Annotated in this window: 12 protein-coding genes, 3 rRNA genes and 1 pseudogene; 9 read left to right on the top strand and 7 right to left on the bottom strand. The window is 64.7% G+C overall.

Annotated features, from left to right (window positions below):
- Positions 1-41: 41 nt before the first annotated feature.
- Positions 42-830, bottom strand: coding sequence for a tRNA (guanosine(46)-N7)-methyltransferase TrmB (trmB, locus tag CUTER_RS10150; RefSeq protein WP_047260328.1), 789 nt, complete (start codon positions 828-830; stop codon positions 42-44).
- Positions 831-1,305: 475 nt separating this feature from the next.
- Here trmB and CUTER_RS10145 point away from each other — a divergent pair, with 475 nt between their 5' ends.
- Entirely contained in the window at positions 1,306-3,132 is a 1,827-nt protein-coding gene (locus tag CUTER_RS10145) for a phosphoenolpyruvate carboxykinase (GTP) (RefSeq protein WP_047260327.1), read from the top strand.
- Positions 3,133-3,424: 292 nt separating this feature from the next.
- Complete coding sequence (locus tag CUTER_RS10140) at positions 3,425-3,877, top strand: hypothetical protein (protein ID WP_047260326.1); 453 nt, start codon at positions 3,425-3,427, stop codon at positions 3,875-3,877.
- Positions 3,878-5,136: 1,259 nt separating this feature from the next.
- Here CUTER_RS10140 and CUTER_RS10135 read toward each other — a convergent pair.
- Both CUTER_RS10135 and CUTER_RS10130 read right to left on the bottom strand, forming a co-directional pair.
- On the bottom strand, positions 5,137-5,568 hold the full coding sequence (locus tag CUTER_RS10135; RefSeq protein ID WP_144412314.1) for a hypothetical protein: 432 nt from the start codon (positions 5,566-5,568) through the stop codon (positions 5,137-5,139).
- Between the two features lie 666 nt (positions 5,569-6,234).
- Complete coding sequence (locus CUTER_RS10130) at positions 6,235-7,005, bottom strand: class I SAM-dependent methyltransferase (protein WP_047260324.1); 771 nt, start codon at positions 7,003-7,005, stop codon at positions 6,235-6,237.
- 53 nt (positions 7,006-7,058) lie between these two features.
- Here CUTER_RS10130 and CUTER_RS11450 point away from each other — a divergent pair, with 53 nt between their 5' ends.
- Positions 7,059-8,183, top strand: a complete 1,125-nt coding sequence (locus CUTER_RS11450) for a glycosyltransferase family 4 protein (RefSeq protein WP_082121359.1) — start codon at positions 7,059-7,061, stop codon at positions 8,181-8,183.
- Between the two features lie 1,460 nt (positions 8,184-9,643).
- On the opposite strand, the gene CUTER_RS10110 is transcribed toward CUTER_RS11450, so the two are convergent.
- Positions 9,644-10,705: a porin PorA family protein gene (locus tag CUTER_RS10110; RefSeq protein ID WP_047260321.1), complete on the bottom strand. Its 1,062-nt coding sequence runs from the start codon at positions 10,703-10,705 to the stop codon at positions 9,644-9,646.
- Positions 10,706-10,781: 76 nt separating this feature from the next.
- On the opposite strand from CUTER_RS10110, the gene CUTER_RS11920 reads away from it, so the two are divergent.
- The gene (locus tag CUTER_RS11920; protein WP_236684714.1) at positions 10,782-12,011 is read left to right on the top strand and encodes an acyltransferase family protein; all 1,230 of its coding nucleotides are present in this window, start codon (positions 10,782-10,784) and stop codon (positions 12,009-12,011) included.
- A 1,199-nt stretch (positions 12,012-13,210) separates the two neighbouring features.
- Here CUTER_RS11920 and CUTER_RS12035 read toward each other — a convergent pair.
- Positions 13,211-15,007, bottom strand: a pseudogene (locus CUTER_RS12035) (alpha-(1->3)-arabinofuranosyltransferase domain-containing protein); the annotation flags it as partial.
- Positions 15,008-15,114: 107 nt separating this feature from the next.
- Complete coding sequence (locus CUTER_RS10100; RefSeq protein WP_047260319.1) at positions 15,115-15,312, bottom strand: DUF2613 domain-containing protein; 198 nt, start codon at positions 15,310-15,312, stop codon at positions 15,115-15,117.
- Between the two features lie 108 nt (positions 15,313-15,420).
- Here CUTER_RS10100 and CUTER_RS10095 point away from each other — a divergent pair, with 108 nt between their 5' ends.
- Together CUTER_RS10095 and larC are read left to right on the top strand one after the other, a co-directional pair.
- Positions 15,421-17,106 carry a VanW family protein gene (locus CUTER_RS10095; RefSeq protein ID WP_047260318.1) on the top strand — a complete coding sequence of 562 codons (1,686 nt, stop codon included), beginning with the start codon at positions 15,421-15,423 and terminating at the stop codon, positions 17,104-17,106.
- On the top strand, positions 17,103-18,299 hold the full coding sequence (larC, locus tag CUTER_RS10090; protein ID WP_047260317.1) for a nickel pincer cofactor biosynthesis protein LarC: 1,197 nt from the start codon (positions 17,103-17,105) through the stop codon (positions 18,297-18,299). The genes CUTER_RS10095 and larC overlap by 4 nt, the downstream gene beginning before the upstream one ends.
- A gap of 163 nt (positions 18,300-18,462) precedes the next feature.
- On the opposite strand, the gene CUTER_RS11665 is transcribed toward larC, so the two are convergent.
- Complete coding sequence (locus CUTER_RS11665; protein ID WP_144412313.1) at positions 18,463-18,879, bottom strand: hypothetical protein; 417 nt, start codon at positions 18,877-18,879, stop codon at positions 18,463-18,465.
- A gap of 8 nt (positions 18,880-18,887) precedes the next feature.
- Between CUTER_RS11665 and CUTER_RS10085 the strand changes: the two genes are divergently transcribed.
- The 3 genes from CUTER_RS10085 to rrf all read left to right on the top strand — a co-directional run bounded on the left by CUTER_RS10085 (position 18,888) and on the right by rrf (position 24,176).
- Positions 18,888-20,417: ribosomal RNA gene (locus CUTER_RS10085) — 16S ribosomal RNA — on the top strand.
- 440 nt (positions 20,418-20,857) lie between these two features.
- Positions 20,858-23,921, top strand: a 23S ribosomal RNA gene (locus tag CUTER_RS10080).
- 136 nt (positions 23,922-24,057) lie between these two features.
- Positions 24,058-24,176 (top strand): 5S ribosomal RNA (gene rrf / locus CUTER_RS10075).
- Together the 16S, 23S and 5S rRNA genes form the textbook arrangement of a ribosomal RNA operon.
- Positions 24,177-24,757 lie beyond the last annotated feature (581 nt).

Genomic DNA, 24,757 nt, shown 5'->3' with positions numbered 1-24,757 from the left:
GAAAAACAATGGTTGTTGCCCCTTAAGCTACCGCCTCGGGCTTAGTCAGTGGTGCGCTGCCACAGGTATTCGCGGATTGTGTGCTCCTTATCGAGGCCCTTGCCCTCGAACTTCGTAATGACCTGCCGGTCGGTGAGCTGCGGGCACTCCGGCCACGGCCAGCCCCGGTACTCCAGGCGAGGCTCCACGGTGACAAGCTCATCGATCCATTCGGCGTAGTCTGCGTGGTCGGTGGCTACGTGAAGGACGCCGCCCGGCTTGAGGCGGGAGGCGATGAGCCGCAAGGGGCCGGACTGGATGATCCGGCGCTTGTGGTGGCGCGCCTTCGGCCAGGGGTCGGGGAAGAAGATACGGACGCCGTCGAGGCTGGCCTCGGGGATCATGCGGGCGAGGACCTCGATGCCGTCGCCGCGGACCATGCGGATATTGGTGATGTCCTCGCGCACGATTTGCCCGAGAAGCTTGGCGAGGCCGGGCTTGTACAACTCGACGGCGATGACGTTGGTGTCCGCCTCCAGCGGGGCCATCGCGGCGGTGGAGGTGCCGGTGCCGGAGCCGATTTCGACGATGGTCGGGTGCCCGGAGCGGCCGAACCAGGCGTCGACGTCGATGACCTCGTCGGCGAGGATGCGGCCGAGGCGTGGCCAGTGCTCGGTGAACAGGGCCTCCTGGTTGGGAGTCAGCGTGCCGCGGCGGAAGCTGACGGCGCCGATGCGCGGGTAGTCGAGGCCGTCGGTGAAGGTGGTTTGCAGCGGCCGGCCCGACGGCAGTTCGCCGAGGGTGCCAGGGTCGACGGTGGGGTCCTGCGGGGGGTGAGCGTTGGTATTCATCGGCGCCAATTCTCCCAGTCCACCCGCGGATTCGGCAATCGGGGGACTGTGGTTATATCCAGTACGAACGTACTGGTACATCGAGGGGGTATCGAACGGGGGTGAAAAATCGGACATGAAGGATGGCCTAACTACACCGAATTGAGGTGGGAGCTGGAGCGGTACGTGGTAGCGATGTGAATGAATGGGTGTGGACATGGCCGCTAAACTGCCCGTTCGGCACCTTGAGGGTCGTCGAGGCGCCTCGGGCCACCTCCTTCGGGGGTAATTTAAGGGTGGTAGAGGTCACATGTTCAGGCGGGCTTCGAACGTCGAAACGGGCTGACCATTGTGTTTATGACCAGTCGGGAACTAGGCGAACTTTTCCGGTGGGCAATCGTCGATGTGAGGGTTAGTGTGAGTGGTGTGAGGCGTCAGAATCGAGCCCCGGTCCTGAACGCCCGGTACCCAAGGCGATAAGCATTCAGGAGTGCGAATGACCACTGAAATCAAGGGTCTGGTCGGCGAACTGCCCACCACGAACCAGGAACTCATCGACTGGATCAGCGAGGCTGTCGAGCTCTTCGAGCCCAAGGACGTCGTCTTCGTTGACGGCTCTAAGGAAGAGGCTGACCGCCTGGCGGGCCAGCTCGTCGAGGCCGGCACCCTCATCAAGCTCAACGAGGAGAAGCGCCCCAACTCCTACCTCGCTCGCTCCAACCCCTCCGACGTCGCTCGCGTCGAGTCCCGCACCTTCATCTGCACCACCAAGGAAGAAGATGCCGGCCCGACCAACAACTGGCACGAGCCGGAATCCATGAAGAAGGAAATGCTGGAGGTCTACAAGGGCTCCATGCACGGCCGCACCATGTACGTGGTCCCCTTCTGCATGGGCCCCATCTCTGACCCGGAGCCGAAGCTGGGCGTTCAGCTCACCGACTCCGCCTACGTCGTGCTCTCCATGGGCATCATGACCCGCATGGGCGCTGAGGCCCTGGCCAAGATCGACGAGACCGGCCAGTTCGTGCCCTGCTACCACTCCGTCGGCGCCCCGCTCGAAGAGGGCGACGAGGACGTCACCTGGCCGTGCAACGACACCAAGTACATCACCCAGTTCCCGGAGACCAAGGAAATCTGGTCCTACGGCTCCGGCTACGGCGGAAACGCCATCCTCGCCAAGAAGTGCTACGCCCTGCGTATCGCCTCCAAGATGGCGCAGGAAGAGGGCTGGATGGCTGAGCACATGCTCATCCTCAAGCTGACCTCCCCGGAGGGCAAGTCCTACCACATCACCGGCGCCTTCCCGTCTGCCTGTGGCAAGACCAACCTCGCGATGATCACCCCGACCATCCCGGGCTGGACCGCCGAGGTCGTGGGCGACGACATCGCCTGGCTGCACCTGCGTGAAGACGGCCTCTACGCCGTCAACCCGGAGAACGGCTTCTTCGGCGTCGCGCCGGGCACCAGCTACGACTCCAACCCGATCGCCATGAAGTCCATGGAGCCGGGCAACATCCTCTACACCAACGTGGCGCTCACCGACGACGGCGACGTCTGGTGGGAGGGCATCGGCACCGACGCGCCGGAGCACCTCATCGACTGGAAGGGCAACGACTGGACCCCGGAGTCCGGCGAGAAGGCCGCCCACCCGAACTCCCGCTACACCATCCCGATCTCCCAGTGCCCGACCGTCGCGCCGGAGTACGACGACTACCGCGGTGTCAAGGTCGACGCCATCCTCTTCGGTGGCCGCCGTGCCGACACTGTCCCGCTCGTCTCCGAGGCCTTCGACTGGAACCACGGCACCATGATCGGCGCCACCCTGGCCTCCGGCCAGACCGCCGCCTCCGCCGAGGCCAAGGTCGGCGCCCTGCGCCACGACCCGTTCGCCATGCTGCCGTTCATCGGCTACAACGTCGGCGACTACATCCAGAACTGGGTTGACATGGGCGAGCGTGGCGGCGACAAGCTGCCGAAGATCTTCCTTGTCAACTGGTTCCGCCGCGGCGAAGACGGCCGCTGGCTGTGGCCGGGCTTCGGCGAGAACTCCCGCGTCCTCAAGTGGGTCATCGACCGCTGCGAGGGCAAGGCTGAGGCCGTCGAGACCCCGATCGGCTACGTCGCCCGTCCGGAGGACATGGACCTCGAGGGCCTGGACGTTCCGGTCGAGGACGTCGCCGAGGCTCTCGCCGTCATCCCGTCCCAGTGGGCCACCTCCCTCGACGACAACGCCGAGTACCTCAAGTTCCTCGGCGAGCGCGTCCCGTCCGTGGTCATCGAGGAGTTCGAGGCGCAGCGCAAGCGCATCGAGGATGCTCTCTAAGACACGACGCTAACCGGATGTCCGCCGCCTTTCGCGGATAGCCGCTAGCCGCCGGCCAGGTCCCCACTAAGGGGCCTGGCCGGTTTCGTTATGCTCCATCGCCGCGGTTGGGCTGCTGGGAGCTTGGCGGCGTGTACCACCGCACAGACGAGGTTCCTTACCTCCTAGGGGAGGCGTCGAGCCCGCCGAGACACCTGATGGGCTTTGGGCTTTCGGACAGCTTGGCCTCGTTCGCGTCGATCGCAGCCTTCCCTCCGAGCCCGTCAATGTTCTTTGATCTTTAGAGGCTCTCGTGGAGAATTCCGTATTTCGCTACGAGGCGCGCATCACGGCGAACCTAGAAGACATTGAACGTAAACTGAGGAGCTACCTAGAAACGGAGTACCTGGCAGCTACCAGCGATGCCGATGCCCAAACGTTGGGCACGCAGTTTCCTCGGCAGTTAGTAGAGAGCATTCGAGACTCTAGTCGGCCGCACGAAGAATGCCAGCAGCTCCTCGCATATGTGGTGGGGGAGTGGTTCCGCCGCCACGTGGATGGGGAATGGGCTCTCGCGCCCATGGTGATGGACAATCCTGCTATTTATTTTCTCCTCGGGCTTGGGATAACAGCCGGTAACGGGACGATCGTCAACATCTCAGAGACAGCTAAGGACATCCTCGAAGGAGAAGACCTCGATTTCACAGAATCGATGTTCAACGTGAATATCCGTACAGCGGCGAAGTCGTCACCCAAGGATCAATAAGCCACCTGGGGTGCCGTTGTGCGGATGATGCCGCCACCACGCTAGGGTCTCCACTACGGGGTTGCTGGTGGGAAACTGCCGAAGCACCGGCACTCGAACCCGCTATCGGGCGTTCGATGGGTGATTCCGGGGAAGTAGAGTTATGCGTCAGCCTTGGCGGCGGCGCTTCAGCGGCCCGATTCATTCCAGGTCACAGGCGCAAGAAACTAAGAGCTATATCGGTTTTTGCTATTGCTCCCACAACCTCAGCTGCACGGCAGCACTCTGCGGGTGTGCCCGCATACTGGCTCTTCACAGTTGAAGAAATAATCGGGGAGGCTTGCCGCGGCAGGCTTGAGGTGATGCACGTGCATCGTTTGGGGTGGGGATTTTCCTGGTCGGGTGGGGTTGGGTATGCCGTGTATCGTGGCTCGCTGGGAGCTTCGGCTTGGTGGCCGGGCTGGGCTACTTTTCAAGCGGCGCTGTCGGGCGTGGAGGTGATGCACGTGCATCGCTTGAGGTGGAGATTCCCCTGGTCAGGCGTGGTTGGGTATGCCGTGCATAGTGGTTCACAGGAAACGTTCGGGTTGGGGGGTCGGGGTGAGCGTGGGCGTGGAGGTGATGCACGTGCATCGTTTGGGGTGGGGATTTTCCTGGTCGGGTGGGGTTGGGTATGCCGTGCATAGTGGTTCACAGGAAACGTTCGGGTTGGGGGGTCGGGGTGAGCGTGGGCGTGGAGGTGATGCACGTGCATCGTTTGGGGTGGGGATTTCCCTGTTCAGGCGTGGTTGGGTATGCCGTGCATCGTGGCTCGCTGGGAGCTTCGGCTTGGTGGACGGGTTGGGCTACTTTTCAAGCGGCGCTGTCGGGCGTGGAGGTGATGCACGTGCATCGTTTGAGGTGGAGATTCCCCTGGTCAGGCGTGGTTGGGTATGCCGTGCATAGTGGTTCACAGGAAACGTTCGGGTTGGGGGGTCGGGGTGGGCGCAGGCGTGGCGGTGATGCACGTGCATCGTTTGGGGGCTGGGCCTGCTCGACGGGTTGGGCTACTTTTCAAGCGCCGCTGTCGGGCGTGGCGGTGATGCACGTGCATCGTTTGAGGTGGGGATTTTCCTGGTCAGGCAGGGTTGGGTATGCCGTGCATAGTGGTTCACAGGAAACGTTCGGCTTGGTGGCCGGGGTGGGCGTGGCGGTGATGCACGTGCATCGCTGGGGCGGGCGGCCCGACAAGGGGTCGTTGATGCCCTAGCCTTCTGGGCCCCATCCTTTTTCTCTGCTTCCTACCACTCTGTAACCTTTTCTTTGACCATTATTCCTAAAACTGTGAGGATAATGGATAGGGCCAAGGCGATAGCGGTTGAGGGCAATACTAGCCTGAACGCAAGGGTGTAAAGAAACAGCTCTAGAGCCATGCCTGGATACTCTGAGCGCTCTTCGGAAAGGCCGAACTCCATGGATTGCAGGCGTACCCATTTCCCGCACATTTCGATGAGCCAGGATATTACGGCTGCGGCAGATGAGAGACTCGCCCACTCTAACGCGGATTGGGGATGAGTGGTTAAATGAACTCCAGGAATCAGTAAAGCGGCCAGAATTGTAACGAGAAATGGGATCAGTTGGATGGTAAAAATTATCAGAGCTGCCACAAAAATGGCGGATCCTCTTGAGAACACTTCCCCATTCACCTCCTTGATTCGGTGCGAAGATGACATCCGCGCACTGAGTAAAGCCACAGGCTTCAGCTGCTGGTGCGTCGCGGGGACATCGGCAGCCGGGCTAAGCTGCCAACCTCCCAAGCTTCTCTGAGTTTGAGCACGTCGACGATTCTGTCTGCCTAGGGTTGGGCCTTCTTCGGGAGCCGTTGCGCTTCACGCGTCGGCGCGGAGGAAACTGCTTTGTGGATCCAGCTCGTGATGTCACGGGGCTGAACCGCGGTGTCACCTTGGTCGTCTGATTGGATATTGAAAACTGAAGGTAGTGGAGCTGACACGGACGTCAGGGTTCCTCCTGTGCATGCCGTGACGCGCTTTGTCTACGTGAAGCGGTTGCCTCGAGGCTCAGCCTAAGGTGACCGGTTCACGGTGTCACGCCCTAGCCGAAAAATGGAACCTTTAGGTGAAAAACTATCGGAAAGGCTTGACGGCAGGAGAAGGGTGAGGTAGCGCGTCGCTTAAGCATGTTGTGATTCAAGCGCTGATCCGGGCAGCTGTCGACAAACGGCCAGCGTCCACAGCGTCCGCAACGTCCGCAGATGCCACCGGGTGTGAGATCAGTCGCCCGTCGACCTTCGGCTCCGCAGGCGCCCCGCAGGCAGGTAAGCACCACCGTCGTCGACCAGCCCGAAGAACGCGACAGCGGCGAGCCCCTCCAGCGTCGTGTCACCGCACCTGTGCCACCACCACGAGGTTGCTGGTGAGGAACTCCCGCAGCACCGGCACCCGCACGATCCACCACGCCCACCAGGGGTGATACCGCGGGAAGCACAGCTTGACGTCCGCAAGCCCTCGGCGCTTCAGCGACCGGGCCCACGCAAGCCCGTCGGCGCAGGAAACGTCGAAGAGGGACTCACTCCACACGTTCTTCGGCGGCCGGCCATTGCGCCGTTCGTAGCGCCGGCGCGCGAAGTCTCCGCCTACGTAGTGCGGCCACACCCCAGTCTCATGCCCGCCGAACGGCCCTAGCCACACCGTGTAGGACAGCACCACCAGCCCGCCGGGGCGGGTGACGCGGACCATCTCGTCGCCGAGGCGCTCGAAGTCCGGCACGTGTTCGGCCACATTGGAGGAGTAGGTGACATCGAAGGCACCGTCGGCGAAGGGCAGCGCCGTGCCGGATCCGCGCACGGCGGTCGCCACCGTGATGCCCGCGGCGGACATCTCCCCGGCGTCGGGTTCCAGGCCGACGTACCACGCGCCCTTGTTAGTGAAGGCGTCGAGGAAGTAGCCGGGCCCGCCGCCGACGTCGAGTACCCGCGCGCCGCGCAGCTCCTGAGCTCCCGCATCGGCGAGCAGCGACGCCACCAAGGATGCGGTGTCCTCGGCCAGCGGCCGGTAGAACCGCGGCGGGTCGGCCTGCTCTAAAGGGAAGGAGCGCAGCAGCCGGATCGAGCGGCTTAAGGTGGCCAGTCTGCGCGTGGTAGCCCAAGTCATAGCCAGCAATTCTAGGCTGGTGCGCCCGCGGGCTAGGATTTCTCTGATTGCTTATGAAAGTCCTCCTATTGTGCTGGCGCGATACCACCCACCCGCAGGGTGGCGGTTCGGAGCGCTATCTAGAGCGGGTGGGCCACTACCTCGCAGGCCAGGGCCATGAGGTGATCTTCCGCACCGCCGCCTACCCCGGCGCCGCGAGCCGGGAGCGCCGCGACGGCATCCTCTTTTCCCGCGCCGGCGGGAAGTACACGGTCTACCTGCGTGCCCTGGCGGCGATGGCCGCGGGCCGCCTGGGTTTCGGCCCGCTGGCTGGGGTGGACGTGGTCGTCGACACGCAAAATGGCATTCCTTTCTTTGCCCGCACCCTCGCCGGGGTGCCGACGATCCTGCTCACCCACCACTGCCACCGCGAGCAGTGGCCGGTGGCGGGCCGGCTCGTCGGCGCCGTGGGGTGGCTTCTGGAGTCGCGGGTGTCGCCGCTGGTGCACCGTGGCGCGCAGTACGTCACCGTTTCGGAGAACTCGCGGGCGGAGCTCATCGAGTTGGGGGTGCGTGCGGAGGACATCGAGGTCATCGCTAACGGCGTCGACCCGGTGCCGACCCCGGCGACAGCACAAACAGCACAGACAGCACCAGCGCCATCAACCCACCTGGTGACCCTGTCGCGCCTGGTGCCGCACAAGCAGATCGAGCACGCCATGGACGTGCTGCCCACCCTGGATGAGGAGGTGGTGCTCGACGTCATCGGTTCCGGCTGGTGGGAAGAGGAGTTGCGCGCGCACGCCGCCGCTCGCGGCCTTAAGCACCGAGTGATCTTCCACGGCCAGGTCAGCGAGGCCGACAAACACGCGCTGCTGTCCCGGGCCACGCTGCACCTCATGCCGTCGCGCAAGGAGGGGTGGGGGCTGGCGGTCATCGAGGCCGCCCAGCACGGCGTGCCCACCATCGGCTACGCCGCCGCCGGCGGGTTGCGTGACTCCATCGAGGATGGGGGCACCGGCCGGCTGGTGGCCGACGCCGCAGAGCTCGCCGCCGTCACCCGCGAGCTGCTCGCCGACGCCGCTCAGCGCCGCCGCTTGGGCGAGAACGCCCGGCGGCATGCCGCCCGCTACTCCTGGGAGACGACCGGCCGGCAGTTCGCTGAGCTGCTCGAACGCTGCGCACGCACCCGGCGCTAAGCGCCGCGCCGAGCAGTAGCCACGCCCCGAGCAACGCCGGCCCCAGCGGGTCCAGCCGGGCGGGGGCGCCGGTCTCGACGACGCGGAAGCTGTCGGCGTCCTCGGGCACGGCCACCACGCCCACGCCGAGAGCCGCCAGCTGGCCTAGGTCTCCGGCTGCCCAGGCCTTGTCGGCTGCGGCGTAGCGCGGGGAGTCGAGGTCGGTGGGTCGGCCGTCGACGATGAGCTTGCCCGACTCCACGAGTGAGAGCGCCTTGGCGTAGGGGTCGACGATGACCTCGCCGTCGGCGCGTCGGGCCAGCGCCGCCCGGCCGGGGATGAACACGTCGCGCCCGTCGGCCTTAGTGACGAGCCGCTCGTCGACCGGCACCGCAACCGGGGCGAGTTCGCGCACCGCGAGGGAGGCGTCGGGGATTTGGAGTAACGCGCAGGCTAGCGCGGCGACGGCCATCCGCGGCGACAGCGCCGAGGCGAGTGCCGCGTAGCCCGGCAGCGCGAGCATGACGAGCTTGTGCCCGTCGCGTAGCAGCCCACCACCGGGAACGTCGGAGACGATGATGCCGAGCACATCCGGCGCCAGCCAGCTCACCGCCGCCCCGCCGAGGCCGATGATGACGAGCAGGCGCAACCCGCGGGCCACCCGCGGCCACGCGGTAGCCAGGATCACCGCCAACGCCACCCCGAACACCGCGAAACCGGCGGATCGGGAGAACGGAACCGCCTCCGCGTTCCAGATTCCGCCCAACCCCAGCAGGGTGCCCGCGGTGCCGACGAAGCGCTCGGCGCGGGGCGCGAAGGCCGCCGCCGAGCCGGCCAGGGTGGTGCCGTGGGCGTCGGAGAGCACCCCGGGTACCACCCACGGCAGGCTTGCCAGCGCGGTGACCAGCGTCAACCCCGCACGGGCCCGCCCGGAGCGCGCCGCGGCGACGGCCACCGCCCCGCCGGTGAGCGCCCCCGTCGGGGTCAGGGAGGCCGCCCACACCGCCACCGCCGCCACCCACGGCCGGCCGCTCAGGGCCGCGGCCGCCACCAGCGGCAGCAGCCACGCCGCCACGACGAGGGACCACTGGCCCTGGAGCAGCCGTTCGACGGCGAAGGGGTTCCACACCGCCACGGCCATGGCCGCCGCGACGGCCGCAGCAGACTGGCCAAGCCCCGCCCGGGAGCGGGTCACGGCAGCCAGCCACCACGCCCCGAATGCCCCGCCCAGCGCCGCGGACCAGATAATGACCCGGGCGACCCACGACGCGTCGAGGGCCTGCCCCACCACCGCGAGCACCGCGTCCTGGGGGGCGTTGCGCGCCGGGAGGTCGCCGAGCCCGAAGGCCGCATTACTGATCCCGGGGGTATCCAGCACGAGCATGTCGCGCAGCGCCAGGTCTCCCGGCGCGGCGAGCGGGTGGGTGAGCGCCCCGGCGAGGAGCACCGCCCACGCGATGAGAAGAGCGCGGGTGATCCCCTTAGCCACCGCGGCGAACCTGCTGGCGGTAGGTGGCGATGAGCACGATCATCGCCACCGCCGCGGAGACCATGATGAACTTCGTCACCCAGGCGAAGATCTGGAAGAAGCGCAGCAGCCGCACGGTGGGTTCCGTGGCGTCGTAGGCGTCGGTTCGGGTCGCGTCGTCCCAGGTGGCGGTGGTGGCGAAGAGGGTACGGGAGGTGTCGCCGGCGTCGATGAGCTGCTGCGCCTGCGCGGCGTCGGCGGCGAGCACCACGTGGAGGGTGGCGGAGAAGTCGAGGATGGCGCCGGTGTGCTGCGAGAGGATGATGGTGCGCTCGGCGGCGTAATAGGGCAGCACGTCGCCGTCGCCAAGCTCGGGCAGCGCCGGGGCGAACTCGTCGCGGATGGCCGCGGCAAGGTCGCCGGTGAGCTCGGTGGCGGGCAGGCGGTGGTGGAACTCGTAGGCGTCGAGCTCGCCGACGGTGAGCTCACCGACGTAGTCGAGGGGGTCGCTGGCCTGGGTGAGCGGGTCGAAGTAGAAGTAGGACCGCCGCTCCGGGGAGTAGGGGAAGAAGGCGCTCAGCCCCTCGGGGAGGGGACGCTCGGCGTCGACCGCCACCGGTTCCCCGCCGGTGAGCAAGGAGGAGAACTCCACGGTGGTGCTGGCGGTGGCGTCGGGGGCGGGGAACCCGGAGTCGCGCGAGATCACCGAGCGGTCGGTGACGGTGAGAGCATGTTCGCCGTCGAGCGTCAGCGTGGTGTCGGCGCTCATCTGGGCCTCGAAGAACTTCGGGCCGTTGCCCGTGGTCACGGTGCGGGTCCACACCCCGTCGCCACGGCGCTGGTAGCAGGCGAGCCCACCGGTGCAGCCCGGCGCCGGCACCGCGGCGGTGACGACGGTGGGGGCGGGGGACGAATGCGTCGTAACGGCCACGTCGCGGGGGATGAGCTTGAGCAGCTGGATCGCGGCCGGTGGGGCGACCGTGCCGGCCAGATACATCACGACGACGACGGCCGCCAGCGCCACAAGCCGCTTCAGTGGCAGCCGGGGCTGGTCGTAGGACGATCCATCGCTCATGGGGTGGTCCCTTTCCCTATACAATCGCAGCACCGGACTTGACCACGATCAGCTGTCAACCAGAACCGAGGGCAGGGTGCATCACTCACTGTACAAAGCCTCCCACATCGCCAGCCTCGAAGGGCTCCGAGCGGTTGCGGCCTTTGGCATCGTCGCCACCCACGTCGCCTTCCAGACGGGCGTCGACCCGGCCACTCACCTGGGCGCCGTGCTGGCTCGCTTCGATTTCTTCGTGGCCGTCTTCTTCGCTCTGTCGGCGTTTCTCCTGTGGCGGTCCTACGGCCCCGGCACGGGGCGGCTGGCGGGCGCCGAGGGCTGGCTGACCTACTACAGCAACCGCCTCGGGCGCATCGCCCCGGCGTACCTGGCGGCGGTGGCGGTGGTGGTCATCTTCCTGCCGGAGGCCACGACCATGACCGGCGGGCAGGTGCTGGCCAACGCCACCCTCACGCAGATCTATGTGCCCAACGCGCTGGTGTCGGGGCTAACGCAGATGTGGTCGCTGTGCGTGGAAGTCGCCTTCTACGCCGTGCTGCCGCTGCTCGTCGCCGTCCTGTCGCCCCTGGGCCCGCGGGCCCGCTCGGCTGTTGTCATCCTGCTCGCCGCGCTCAGCCTCGGGTGGGCCTACCTGCCCTTCGTTGCGTCGACGCCCGCCAACGGCCTGCCCAATCGCCAGATCTGGCCGCCGGCCTACTTGTGTTGGTTCGCGGTGGGCATCGTCGCCGCCGAGATTGAGCGCGGCCGCATCCCGTGGCGGGTGCGCCGGCTCATGCGAATGCGGTGGCTGTGGTGGTCTGCGGCCTTGGCCCTGGCCTGGATGGCAGGCCAGGAGTGGTTCGGGCCGCTGGGGCTGGAGCACCCCACCCCCGGAGAGTTCGCGCTGAGGATCCTCGCCGGCACCGGCTTCGCGGCCTGCCTGCTCGTGCCCTACGCCCTCGCGCCGGGCGATGATCTGTTGGCCACGCCGATCGCCACCGCGCTGGGCCGGTGGTCCTACTCGGTGTTCCTCTGGCACCTCGTGGTGCTATCGGCGGCATTCCCGCTGGTGGGCAAGTCTTACTTCGACGGCGGGTTCCTGCCCGTGTTCCTCGTCACCACCTCGGCCAGCGCTGTCGTGGCGGCCTGCAGCTACGAGCTGGTTGAGAAACCGGGCGCCCGGGTAGTCCGCCGCCTCGCCCGGTGGGACGTGGAGCGCCGCGAACCCACGCGCCGCGAGGAGAGCGCGGACGCGGTGGGCATGGACAGCGCCGCGACGGCGACGGCTGCGGCCATCAACCACGCAAGTGCGGCGTCGTCGCCGGCGTAGCTGGCGGTCGGCCACGGCGAGCGCGCCAGCCAGGCACCGGCGATGGCCACGACTGCGCCAATAAGCGGCGCGGGCCGGTACAGCGTAAACCTGCCCACTGCCCACGCTGCCGCCACCGCCGCGATCCCGGGCACGCCCGCGACGACGCCGAGGGCCACCGTCGCCGCCGCGGCCCGCAGCACAGGATGCTCACGGGGAATCGGCGTGCGCCGGCGGTTCCGATGCACCGTGGTCCACCACAGGCACACACCGACGCTCAGCAGCAGGCTGCTCAGGCCGGCGATGAGGGAGATGGAGTAGGCGCGCTCGCCGGCGAAAGCCAAGGTCACCGGGCCGCTCACCCCGGCGGGAAGGGCGAAGGCCTGCATCCCGGGCCCGAGGCGCACCGGGGGGACCTCGGTGCCGTCGACGTAGCCGCGCAGGCCTGCGTTGAAGGACACGCCGGGCAGCGCCAGGGACGTGCCGCCGCCGAGGGGACGTGCGGCGACGCCGGCGTACTCCGGCGCGGTGAGGACCACCCAGGTGGCGTCGGTGCTCAGCCGGTGGCGCCCGGGCGAGAGCGTGAGTTCCTCGCCGTCGGTGAAGCTCTCGCCGTCGAGCTTCAGCGACTCAGCGCCGCCGAGGGACACCCGCACCGTCATCTCCCGCGGCGCGGTGAAGTCCCGGATGAGCACCTTCGTGTCCACCATCAGCCGCTGGAAGAAGAACATCGAGGCGTCGGGGGATGTGTCCGGGACGGTGACGACGCGCTGCACATCAACCCCGGCGACGTCGAACTCGCGGATGCCGACCGCGCCGTCGTTCGTCAACGTGACCCGCAGCACCCCGGTGGCGGGGCCGGGGACAATGACCTCCACCGGCTTGTCCGGGTTGAGGCGCACGCGCGTGCCAGGGGTGTCCTCCCCGAGCGGGCCGGTGGAGACGATGACCTCCACCGGGTCCGTGCCGAGCAGCGACAACCGGGCCTGCGAGGGCACCGCCGCGCGCAGCTCAAGCCACTCGCCTTCGCCGCGGCCTGGGGTGGGCCACCAGGCGGTGTCCTGCGAGCCGTCGACGGCGGCCGTCACCGACCGGGCCGGGTCCGCCCCGCCGAAGCTTGTTGCGTCCGCCGCGCTGGACGACGCGCTGAGTTCCCCGCCGCGTTCCGCCACCGCCACCCGCGCCCCGGCGGAGGGGTAATCGCGGACCCGGTTGCGCACGTCCGCGCCCTCGCCCTCGGCCAGCGGCGCGGACACGCCGCCGGCGACCGTGCCGTAGTTTCGGCTCACGGCGAGCGGGGTGTCGGTGACGACGTCGGCGTCGGCGTCGATGAGCTCGCGCGGCGCGTAGCCCGTTAAGGCGTCGAGCAGCGCCACGGACTCGCCGCCGCCGGCCACCCGCACGGGGCGGGTGGTGACGGTATCCGGGGCGGAGGCGTCGAAGAGGACGACGGTCAGCTCGTCCTCAGGCCCGAAGGAGCGGTGCGTGCCGGGCAGGGCGGCGACGTCGAGGGGCTCGCCGACGTTCGTGGCGTCCCGGTCGATGTCCTCGCGCACGAGCAGCGCGCCGATGCCGAGGCTGCGCAGTGCGACGTCGGCCCGCTCGGGCTGCGCGCGCAGGGCGGCCATAGCGCCGTCGAGCCCGCGGATGGCCTCTGGGTCCACCAGCGGCACCGCGTCGCGCACCGCCCAGGGCACGTCGAGCAGCGGTTGCGCCGGTTCGTCGCGGGTCCACCCCCAGTGAAGCCGGGCGAAGCTCGCCTCCGGCACGACGAGCGTGCGGGTATCGGCGGCGACCTCGTTGAGGTAGTCCGTGGCCTCGTACCAGTAGTCGGGCACCTGATCCCAGGTGCCGGTGGGCAGCAGCCGCGCCGACGTCGCCGGCGCCGTCACCGCCAGCGCGCACAGCCCCACCAGGGCCGCGCCGCACATGCGGGCGGTGGGGCGCGTGAGTTCGTCACGGGTGCGGGGAAGGCGCAGGCGCGACGCCAGGTGCCCGACGCCGATCATGAGCGGGATTCGTACCAGCGGGTCGGCCTTGTGAAGGTTGCGAAACGCCGCCAGCGGGCCGTCGAGCAGGCCCAACCACGGCGCGGCGACGGGTCCCTGCGCGGCGCCGAGGAGCACCACACCCGTGAGCAGCATGAGCACCCAGGCGTCGCGGTGCGCCACTCCGGGCAGCGTCAACCCCGCCAGGCCCACGGCGGCGAGCGCCATCGTCGCGAGGATGAAGATGGGATGCACCGCGAGCAGGGCGCCGGCGGTGCGTTCGGTGTCGACGAACGGCGCCCAGCTCGTTGCACCCCGGATGATCTCTGCGAGGTTCAGCCACCGGGTGGTCACCGCGGCGGATTCGATGAAGTCAGTGAACGGCGGCGAGTAGCGCCCGAGCACGAGCAACGGCCCAATCCACCACAGGCTGACCAGCGCGCAACCGGCCAGCCACGCGGCGGCGAAGCCAGCGACGCGGCGCGGGGCGGCGAGCATCCGCCAGGCCAGGACGACGCCGGCGGGCAGGCACGCCAGCAGGGTGGCGGTGGCGTTGACCGCACCCATCGCCGCCACGGGCAGCACGGCGGCGGCGAGCGCGCGCCGGTCGAGCCGGGCAGAAAGCACCGCCGCCACCACCCACGGGCTGAGCATCACCGGCCACGTCTCCGACGAGATGGCCGTGAGCGTGGTCAGCGTCCGCGGGCTGAGCGCGAAGAGCATCGCCGCCAACCAGGGGGCCATCACGCCGGGGACTTCGGCGCGGCGGGCCAGGTGGAACAGTCCGGAGAACCCCACGCCGGTGACGATCGTCCACCACAGCCGCTGCGCCCACCAGTCCGGCAGCGGGGAGGTGAGCAGGAAGAAGGTTCCCTGTGGGAAGAGGTAGCCGTAGGCCTGATTTTGTAGCTGCCCCAGCGGCATGTCGTAGGCGTAGGCGTTGAGCGCCTGCGCGAGGAAGCCGGCCGGGTTGAGCACGAGGTCCAGCTTCGTGTCCGCCGCCACCTGGGACCAGGGCTGGGCCAGCATGATGGCAGCAAGAATGACCCACCCCCATAGGTGGGGGTGGGGTCGGCGCCATGCGTCCCGGGTGCGCGGGGGCTGGGCGCGCCGGCGGGGCCGGTGCCGTGCGGAAGCTATTGGCGAGTCCCGTACTCGGGGCTACCCATGAGGGCTTGATCGGCGGGGACGGCGTTGCCTTGCGGGACGGTGTCCTGACCGGAAAACACCGTGATCCCGATGACGCCAACAACACCCAGCGCCACGCCAACGACGGCACTGGCGACCACCGGGCCGAGCGTGCGGCGCGTCAGTGAATCGGTTTCATAAGCCATGGTTCGGGATCTTAGCACCTCATCGCGGACATCACGGCCCCGCTGTTGAGCCCGCTGCGGCGTCGGGTAGCGCGCCACGACGCGAGGGTGACGGGATATTCTGACTAGGTGACTGAACAGCACGCGAATACCGAGGGTCGACGCCCTCTCAGCATCGCCCTCGGGGTAGCCGTAGGCCTCATCCTCCTCGCCGTCGCGTGGTCGGCCTGGGACTACGTCACCCACCGCGGGCTGGTTCCGCGCGGCACCTTCGTCGGCGGGGTAGACATCGGCGGGTTGGAACCCGCGGCCGCCGAACAGCGGCTCGCCACCGAGCTCGACGGCGCCCCCTTGCGCACCATCATGGTCAGTGCCGGTACCCGCGAGGCCCGGCTGGTGCCCGCCGACGTCGGGCTCGCCGTGGACTACGCCGCCACCGTCGACGCCGCCGGCGTGGAGAGCATCAACCCCATCCCGCGCTTCATGTCTCTCTTCGGCGACCGGGAACTGCCCCCGGTATCGCACGTCGACGACGCCACTTTCGGCGCCGAGGTCAAACGCATCGCTGGCGAGCTCAGCGCCGCCCCCGTCGACGCGACGGTGAGCATTGATAAGGGGAAGGTCGTCACCACCGAACCCGCCGACGGGCAGCGCGTCGACGAGGCGGCCGTCGCCGACGCGATCCGGCTGCGGTGGCTCGATCCACAGGGGGTGAGCGTCGAACCGCAGCTGTCCCCGCCGGCCATCACCGCCGAGGACGCCACCGCCGCTGCCGACGGCCCGGCCGCGAAGGCCATCTCTGGGCCGCTCGTGGTGCACGGCACCGACGGCGTCGACGGCGAGATCCCGGTGGACAGGATCGGCGAGGTCATCAGCTTCGCGCCCCGCGACGGCGCCCTCGCGCCGACGGCCGACGCCGAGCGGGCCGAGCAGATCCTCGACGAAAAGCTCAAGGAGACCGAGGTTCCCGCCACCAACGCGGTGCTCTCCTCCGACGGAAGCGTCACCCCGCACGTGGACGGCACCGCTGTGGACTGGGCGGTGACGCTGACCGACCTGCTCGATCGGGCCGTCGGCACCTCGCCGCGTGACTGGGACGCCGTCTACACCGAGGCGCCCGCCGCGTTCACGACCGAGATGGCGAAGAACGCCACGTTCGACGAGGTCATCGGCGAGTTCACCACCTCCGGCTACTCCTATAACTCGGGGTTGAACATCGCGGTGCTGGCCAACCAGCTCAACGGGGTGGTCATCGGACCCGGGGAGGTCTTCTCCGTCAACGAGTTCACCGGACCCCGCGGGTTGGCGCAGGGATACGTCGAAAGCGGCATCATCGCCAACGGCCGCGCCGGCGTCGGCGTCGGCGGTGGCATCTCTCAGCTCGCGACCACGCTGTACAACGCCACCTACTTCGCGGGGCTGGAGGACATCACCCACACTCCGCACAGCTACTACATCTCCCGCTACCCGGCCGGGCGCGAGGCCACCATCTTCGACGGGGTCATCGACCTAGCGTTTAAGAACACCAACTCCCATCCCATCAAGATCGCCACCTCCATGGGCGACGGCACCGTGACCGTGCAAATCCTCGGCGTTAAGGAAGTCACCGTCGAGTCCCTCTCCGGCGGGCAATGGGCGCCGACTGCCCCGTGGTCGCAGGAGATCAGCGGTCCGAATTGCGTGCCCTCCTCCGGCGCGCCGGGATTCACCACCTCAGACACCCGGGTCATCTACGACCTCACCGGTAAAGAAATCACCCGGGAAACCCAAACCACTGTGTACCAACCCCAACCGATTGTGACGTGTTCCTCATGAGACTCTGGATTGATGCCACCGCCGGCGTAGCCGGCGACATGCTCCTGGGCGCGCTGGTGGACCTCGGCGTGGACCTCGCCGACCTCCAACGCGCTATCGACGCCGTCCTCCCGGCGACGATCCGCCTCACCGCGACGACCGTCGACCGTGCCGGCCAACGTGCCACGCACGTCGAACCGCATGTCCTCGTCGCCGACCAGCACCACCGGCACTTCTCCGACATCGCCCGGATGCTGGAGCAGGCGCCGCTGGCCGAGCGCACCCGGAACGACGCCCTGGCAGTCTTCCGCCGCGTTGCCGTCGCCGAGGGCCGCGTCCACGGCATCGACCCCGAGCGGATCCACTTCCACGAGGTCGGGGCGTGGGACTCCATCGCCGACATCGTCGGCGTGTGCGAAGGTCTGCGGCTGCTGGGTGACGACGGCGTGACCGGCATCGACGCCTCCGCCATCGCGCTGGGCACCGGCCGGGTGGCCGCGGCCCACGGAGACATGCCGGTTCCCGCCCCCGCGGTGACCGAATTGTCCCTGGGGTGGCCCACCGTTTCTGGTGAGATCCCGGGCGCCGGCGAGCGCGGTGAGCTGGCAACCCCCACCGGCGTGGCGCTGATCCGGCACTTTGCCGATAGCGCTGGCCCTCTGCCGGCTGGTACCGCTCAGGCTGTCGGCATCGGCGCCGGTACCCGCGACCCGAAGGATAGGCCCAACGTGGTGCGCCTGGTCCGCTACGAACCGGCGGCGGCCTCGAACTCGGATACCGGGACATTGGTGCAGTTGGAAAGCAACGTCGACGACCTCGATCCCCGCCTCTGGCCCGGCGTGCTCGACGCGCTGCTCGCCGCCGGGGCACTCGACGCCTGGCTTAGCCACATCCTCATGAAGAAGGGCCGCCCGGCGCACACCGTCCACGCGTTGTGCGCGCCGGAGGTGGTCGACGACGTGCTGCGCGTGCTCTTCACCCACACCACGACGCTGGGGGTTCGGTCTTGTCCGGTGGAACGGATAGGTCTGGACCGACGCTACGAGCACGTGGACGTCTCCGGCCAGCGGATTGCCATCAAGGTGGGATCGCTTGACGGCAAGGACGTCAACCGCCAGCCCGAGATGCGCGACGTCACCCACGCCGCGCAGGCCTTGGGACTCAGCGAGGCAGAGGTGCTCCGAGCGGCGTACCGCGCCGACGGCTCGCGTTAGCCGCTTCCCTGTGAGCTTAAGCCCCCAGCTTTCCGGCTTTTATGGTCTGTGAGCTGGGGGTTTGTGGTTTGTGTGGTGGGTGGGTAACTTTGTCTGGGTCAGCGCGGCTGGTCGCGCCGCTCACTGCTTGTGGGTTGGTTGGTGGCTTGGTTGTCTGGCTTTTTTATGGGCCGTGGTTGCTCTGCTGCTTCTTGTTGGTGGTGGTGTGGTTGCGTGTTCGTGTTGTGTGAGAACTCAATAGTGTGTCAACTACTTGAATTTTTTTGTTGTCACTGTCCAGTATCACTGGCCTGTTGTGGGTTGGTGGTGTGGGTGATGGTTGCTGGTTGTGGTTGCGTGTGCCCGGCACCTTGGTTCCCTGCTGTTGGCGGGGGTGGGGTGTTGTGCGTGGGTGATTGATGGCTGGTGATTGTTGCCTTCCCTTTGCTGCTTTGTTGTGGTGGGGGTTGGTTGTTGCGTGGTTGTGGTGGTTTTTCCTCGTCGGATGTGCCTGGCTGCGTGATGTAATCAGTGGTTGTTTTTTGTTCATGTAATTTTTTGGATTTTTTGTCAGTGTTTGGGCTCTTTCGCCTTGAAACATGATTGTTTTTTGTGGAGAGTTTGATCCTGGCTCAGGATGAACGCTGGCGGCGTGCTTAACACATGCAAGTCGAACGGAAAGGCCCTGCTTGCAGGGTGCTCGAGTGGCGAACGGGTGAGTAACACGTGAGTGATCTGCCTTGTACTTCGGGATAAGCTTGGGAAACTGGGTCTAATACCGGATAGGACCATGCTGTTGGGTGTGGTGGAAAGATGTTTTTTGGTGCAAGATGAGCTCGCGGCCTATCAGCTTGTTGGTGGGGTAATGGCCTACCAAGGCGTCGACGGGTAGCCGGCCTGAGAGGGTGTACGGCCACATTGGGACTGAGATACGGCCCAGACTCCTACGGGAGGCAGCAGTGGGGAATATTGCACAATGGGCGCAAGCCTGATGCAGCGACGCCGCGTGGGGGATGACGGCCTTCGGGTTGTAAACTCCTTTCGCTAGGGACGAAGCCTTTTGGGGTGACGGTACCTGGAGAAGAAGCACCGGCTAACTACGTGCCAGCAGCCGCGGTAATACGTAGGGTGCGAGCGTTGTCCGGAATTACTGGGCGTAAAGAGCTCGTAGGTGGTTTGTCGCGTCACGTGTGAAATTCTGTGGCTTAACCATGGTCGTGCATGTGATACGGGCAATACTTGAGTGCTGTAGGGGAGACTGGAATTCCTGGTGTAGCGGTGAAATGCGCAGATATCAGGAGGAACACCGATGGCGAAGGCAGGTCTCTGGGCAGTTACTGACGCTGAGGAGCGAAAGCATGGGTAGCGAACCGGATTAGATACCCGGGTAGTCCATGCTGTAAACGGTGGGCGCTAGGTGTGAGGATCTTTTCACGATTTTTGTGCCGTAGCTAACGCATTAAGCGCCCCGCCTGGGGAGTACGGCCGCAAGGCTAAAACTCAAAGGAATTGACGGGGGCCCGCACAAGCGGCGGAGCATGTGGATTAATTCGATGCAACGCGAAGAACCTTACCTGGGCTTGACATGCACTGGATCGGCGCAGAGATGTGTTTTCCCTTTGTGGCTGGTGTACAGGTGGTGCATGGTTGTCGTCAGCTCGTGTCGTGAGATGTTGGGTTAAGTCCCGCAACGAGCGCAACCCTTGTCTTATGTTGCCAGCACGTGATGGTGGGGACTCATGAGAGACTGCCGGGGTTAACTCGGAGGAAGGTGGGGATGACGTCAAATCATCATGCCCCTTATGTCCAGGGCTTCACACATGCTACAATGGTCGGTACACTGCGTTGCGATATCGTGAGGTGGAGCTAATCGCGTAAAGCCGGTCGTAGTTCGGATTGGGGTCTGCAACTCGACCCCATGAAGTCGGAGTCGCTAGTAATCGTAGATCAGCAATGCTGCGGTGAATACGTTCCCGGGCCTTGTACACACCGCCCGTCACGTCATGAAAGTTGGTAACACCCGAAGCCCATGGCCTAACCACCGTTTGGTGGGGGGAGTGGTCGAAGGTGGGATCGGCGATTGGGACGAAGTCGTAACAAGGTAGCCGTACCGGAAGGTGCGGCTGGATCACCTCCTTTCTAAGGAGTTTAGTTAATTTTTTTCTCGCCCCTGAAGGTTGCCTGGTTGGGTGCCTGGGGGGCAGGGGGTTGGTTGATGGTGTCACTATTGGTGGTGGTGCCGCGCTGGCCTGGTTGTTATTTTTTGGCGTGTGAAGACACGTGACGAGTCATGGTTGGTGGCTTTTCACCCTGGTGGGTGGTGGCAGTGAAAAGTTTTTTTAAGTGGTTGGTGCATTGTTGGGTGTCTGGGACAGCACTGTTGTTCCTTTTAGCATCTTAGGCTGGCGGTCATCGCGTACGTTGTGTGTGGTGGTTGTTGTCTGGGGTGTGGTGTTGTGTGAGAACTGTATAGTGGACGCGATATTTTTTTCGCCCTCATGTGTGTGTGCATGTGGGGGTGGGCAATTTTTTCTGTTTGTTCTTAGTGTTTTTTGCTTGTGTGTGTGTTGTGTTTGTTCGTTTATGGGCACACGGTGGATGCCTGGGCATGTTGAGCCGATGAAGGACGTGTGAGTCTGCGTTAAGCCTTGGGGAGTTGGCAACTAAGCGTTGATCCGAGGATGTCCGAATGGGGTAACCCTGCACGCGTTGTGGTGTGTAACCGCCAGGTGAATGTATAGTCTGGTTGGGGGTGACGCGGGGAAGTGAAACATCTCAGTACCCGTAGGAAGAGAAAATAATAATGATTCTGCTAGTAGTGGCGAGCGAACGTGGATGAGGCTAAAGCATGTGCGTGTGATACCTGGGTAGGGGTTGCGTGTGTGTTGTTGTGGGGTGTGTGCGTGTGGCGGCTACCTGACGCTGCGCGGTGTGTGCGATGTGAGTGGAAGTGGTCTGGAGTGGCCTGCCGTAGAGGGTGATGAGTCCCGTACATGGTTGCATCGTTATCATGCTGTTGTGCATGTCCCCGAGTAGCAGTGGGCTCGTGGAATCTGCTGTGAATCTGCCGGGACCACCCGGTAAGCCTAAATACTTGACATGACCGATAGTGGATTTAGTACCGTGAGGGAATGGTGAAAAGTACCCCGGGAGGGGAGTGAAATAGTTCCTGAAACCGTGTGTTTACAATCCGTCAGAGCCTTGCTTGTGTGGGGCGATGGCGTGCCTTTTGAAGAATGAGCCTGCGAGTCAGCGGCATGTCGCGAGGTTAACCCGTGTGGGGTAGTCGTAGCGAAAGCGAATCCTAATTGGGTGTTGTAGTGGCATGTTCTGGACCCGAAGCGGGGTGATCTACCCATGGCCAGTGTGAAGCAGCTGTAAGAGGTTGTGGAGGCGCGAACCCACTTAGGTTGAAAACTGAGGGGATGAGTTGTGGGTAGGGGTGAAAGGCTAATCAAACTCCGTGATAGCTGGTTCTCCCCGAAATGCATTTAGGTGCAGCGTTGTGTGTGCTTGCCGGAGGTAGAGCTACTGGTTGGTTGAGCGGGACTACAATCTTAGTGATGTCAGCCAAACTCCGAATGCCGGTGAAGTGTAGCATGGCAGTGAGACTGTGGGGGATAAGCTTCATAGTCGAGAGGGAAACAGCCCAGATCGTCGGCTAAGGCCCCTAAGGGTGTACTAAGTGGAAAAGGATGTGTGATCGCGATGACAGCCAGGAGGTTGGCTTAGAAGCAGCCATCCTTGAAAGAGTGCGTAATAGCTCACTGGTCGAGTGGTTGTGCGCCGACAATGTAGTGGGGCTCAAGTACACCGCCGAAGCCACGGCAACCAACGTTGGTTGGTTGGGTAGGGGAGCGTCGTGCACGTGTGTGAAGCATTACTGTGAGGTGGTGTGGAGTGTGTGCGAGTGAGAATGCAGGCATGAGTAACGAGTGTAAGGTGAGAATCCTTACCGCCGGATGACTAAGGGTTCCTGGGTCAAGTTCGTCTTCCCAGGGTGAGTCGGGGCCTAAGGCGAGGCCGACAGGCGTAGTCGATGGATAACCAGTTGATATTCTGGTACCCGTATATGCGCGACCAATGATGAATCGGTGATACTAACCACCCTGAACACTATCCTGAGTGTCTTCGGATACTTCGGGTGTGTGTGAGGGGTGGGGCCTGAGCTGGTAGTAGTCAAGTGATGGGGTGACGCAGTGTGGTAGCCGCGCCAGGTGTTGGTTTCTGGTGTAAGCGTTCGAGGTTGTGGTGTTGGTGAAATCCGCACCGCGTGTTGACTGAGGCGTGATGCGTAGCCCCTTTGGGGTGATGGTGGTGATCTAGTGCTGTCGAGAAAAGCCTCTAGCGATGTGTGTGTACGGCCCGTACCCTAAACCGACACAGGTGGTCAGGTAGAGAATACTAAGGCGGTCGGGTGAACTGTGGTTAAGGAACTCGGCAAATTAGCCCCGTAACTTCGGGAGAAGGGGTGCCACTGCTGGTGAAAGCTGGTGGTGGTCGCAGTGGATAGAGGGAAGCGACTGTTTATCAAAAACATAGGTCTGTGCGAAGACGTGTAAGTTGATGTATACGGACTGACGCCTGCCCGGTGCTGGAAGGTTAAGAGGACCGGTTAGTGCACTTTGGTGTGCGAAGCTGAGAATTTAAGCCCCAGTAAACGGCGGTGGTAACTATAACCATCCTAAGGTAGCGAAATTCCTTGTCGGGTAAGTTCCGACCTGCACGAATGGCGTAACGACTTCCCTGCTGTCTCAACCACAGGCCCGGTGAAATTGCAGTACGAGTAAAGATGCTCGTTTCGCGCGGCAGGACGAAAAGACCCCGGGACCTTTACTATAGCTTGGTATTGGTGTTTGGTTCGGTTTGTGTAGGATAGGTGGGAGACTGTGAAGCTGTCACGCTAGTGGTGGTGGAGTCGTTGTTGAAATACCACTCTGGTCGGATTGGATACCTTAACCTTGGCCCATGATCTGGGTTGGGGACAGTGCCTGGTGGGTAGTTTAACTGGGGCGGTTGCCTCCTAAATGGTAACGGAGGCGCCCAAAGGTTTCCTCAGCTTGGTTGGTAATCAGGTGGTGAGTGTAAGTGCACAAGGGAGCTTGACTGTGAGAGTGACGGCTCGAGCAGGGACGAAAGTCGGGACTAGTGATCCGGCACCTACTTGTGGATGTGGTGTCGCTCAACGGATAAAAGGTACCCCGGGGATAACAGGCTGATCTTCCCCAAGAGTCCATATCGACGGGATGGTTTGGCACCTCGATGTCGGCTCGTCGCATCCTGGGGCTGGAGTAGGTCCCAAGGGTTGGGCTGTTCGCCCATTAAAGCGGCACGCGAGCTGGGTTCAGAACGTCGTGAGACAGTTCGGTCTCTATCCGCCGCGCGCGTGGAAACTTGAAGAAGGCTGTCCCTAGTACGAGAGGACCGGGATGGACGTACCTCTGGTGTGCCAGTTATCTTGCCTTGGGTAGGGCTGGTTGGCTACGTACGGGAGGGATAACCGCTGAAAGCATCTAAGCGGGAAGCCTGTTTTGAGATGAGGTTTCTTTTGAGGTTCCCTAGTGATGATGGGGTTGATAGGCCAGGGTTGTAAGCATTGTGAGGTGTTGAGGCGACTGGTACTAATTGACCGACTATAAACATGATGTGTTTGCCGCAAGCAGAGAGTGTTGCACTATAAGCAGCAAGCAGAAAAATTAGTTGTGTCGCGTTCGTTATGCAGTGTCTGGCACGGCACCAGGCCACCGTTGGGTGGTTGTGTGTTGTGTTGGTTGGTTGTGTCGGTGGTTGATGACGGTGAGGAAACGCCCGGTCCCCTTTTCGAACCCGGAAGCTAAGCTCATTCGTGCTGATGGTACTGCACTCGGGAGGGTGTGGGAGAGTAGGTTGCTGCCGATACTTTAACTTCATGATTGGTGGTGGGTGATACCAGCCCTCGTGGCTCCCCGTTGTGGGGGTTGGGGGGGTGGTGTTACCCACCACCTTTTTGTTTGCGTGTGTGGGGGTTGTTGCGGGTAATCCCCGGGTCGCTGGGGGTGGTTCCGGCGGAGTGTGGGAGCCTTGGGGGTGGTGGTTTTCGTGCCACTCGGCCCAGGGTTCCGGCGAGACCCCACGGGGCCTTGGGGGTCGGGGTTGCTCCTTGATTTTGTGGGGCGGCTACACGTGTAGCCACTATGAACACCGCTTTATGGATCCGGTGGTTCCTGGCTCCCCGACGCTGTGCGCTTCCTGTGATCGGCTATGCCGGGCATAGTCGGCAGTGTATCGGCGCTGCTAGCAACGTCCCGGACTGCCGGCGAAGCTCACCGACTCGTGTTGGAGGTCCGATTCTGGGGTCGAGCGGGACGTGATTCGCCCTTCAGGCCCACCGACACCGCCGAAGTCTGCAGCAGCGACCTTGCGGTGACAGCGAAGGGCGATACAGGGTCTTCGCAGTTGAGGGCGTAACGCGGAAGTTCGCCGCGGTAGGTGGGAGGCGA

Source organism: Corynebacterium uterequi (genome assembly GCF_001021065.1).
In the GTDB taxonomy this organism is placed as follows: Bacteria; Actinomycetota; Actinomycetes; order Mycobacteriales; family Mycobacteriaceae; genus Corynebacterium; species Corynebacterium uterequi.
The sequence above is the reverse complement of the archived record's forward strand: the minus strand, read 5'-3'. Positions and strand labels throughout refer to the sequence as shown.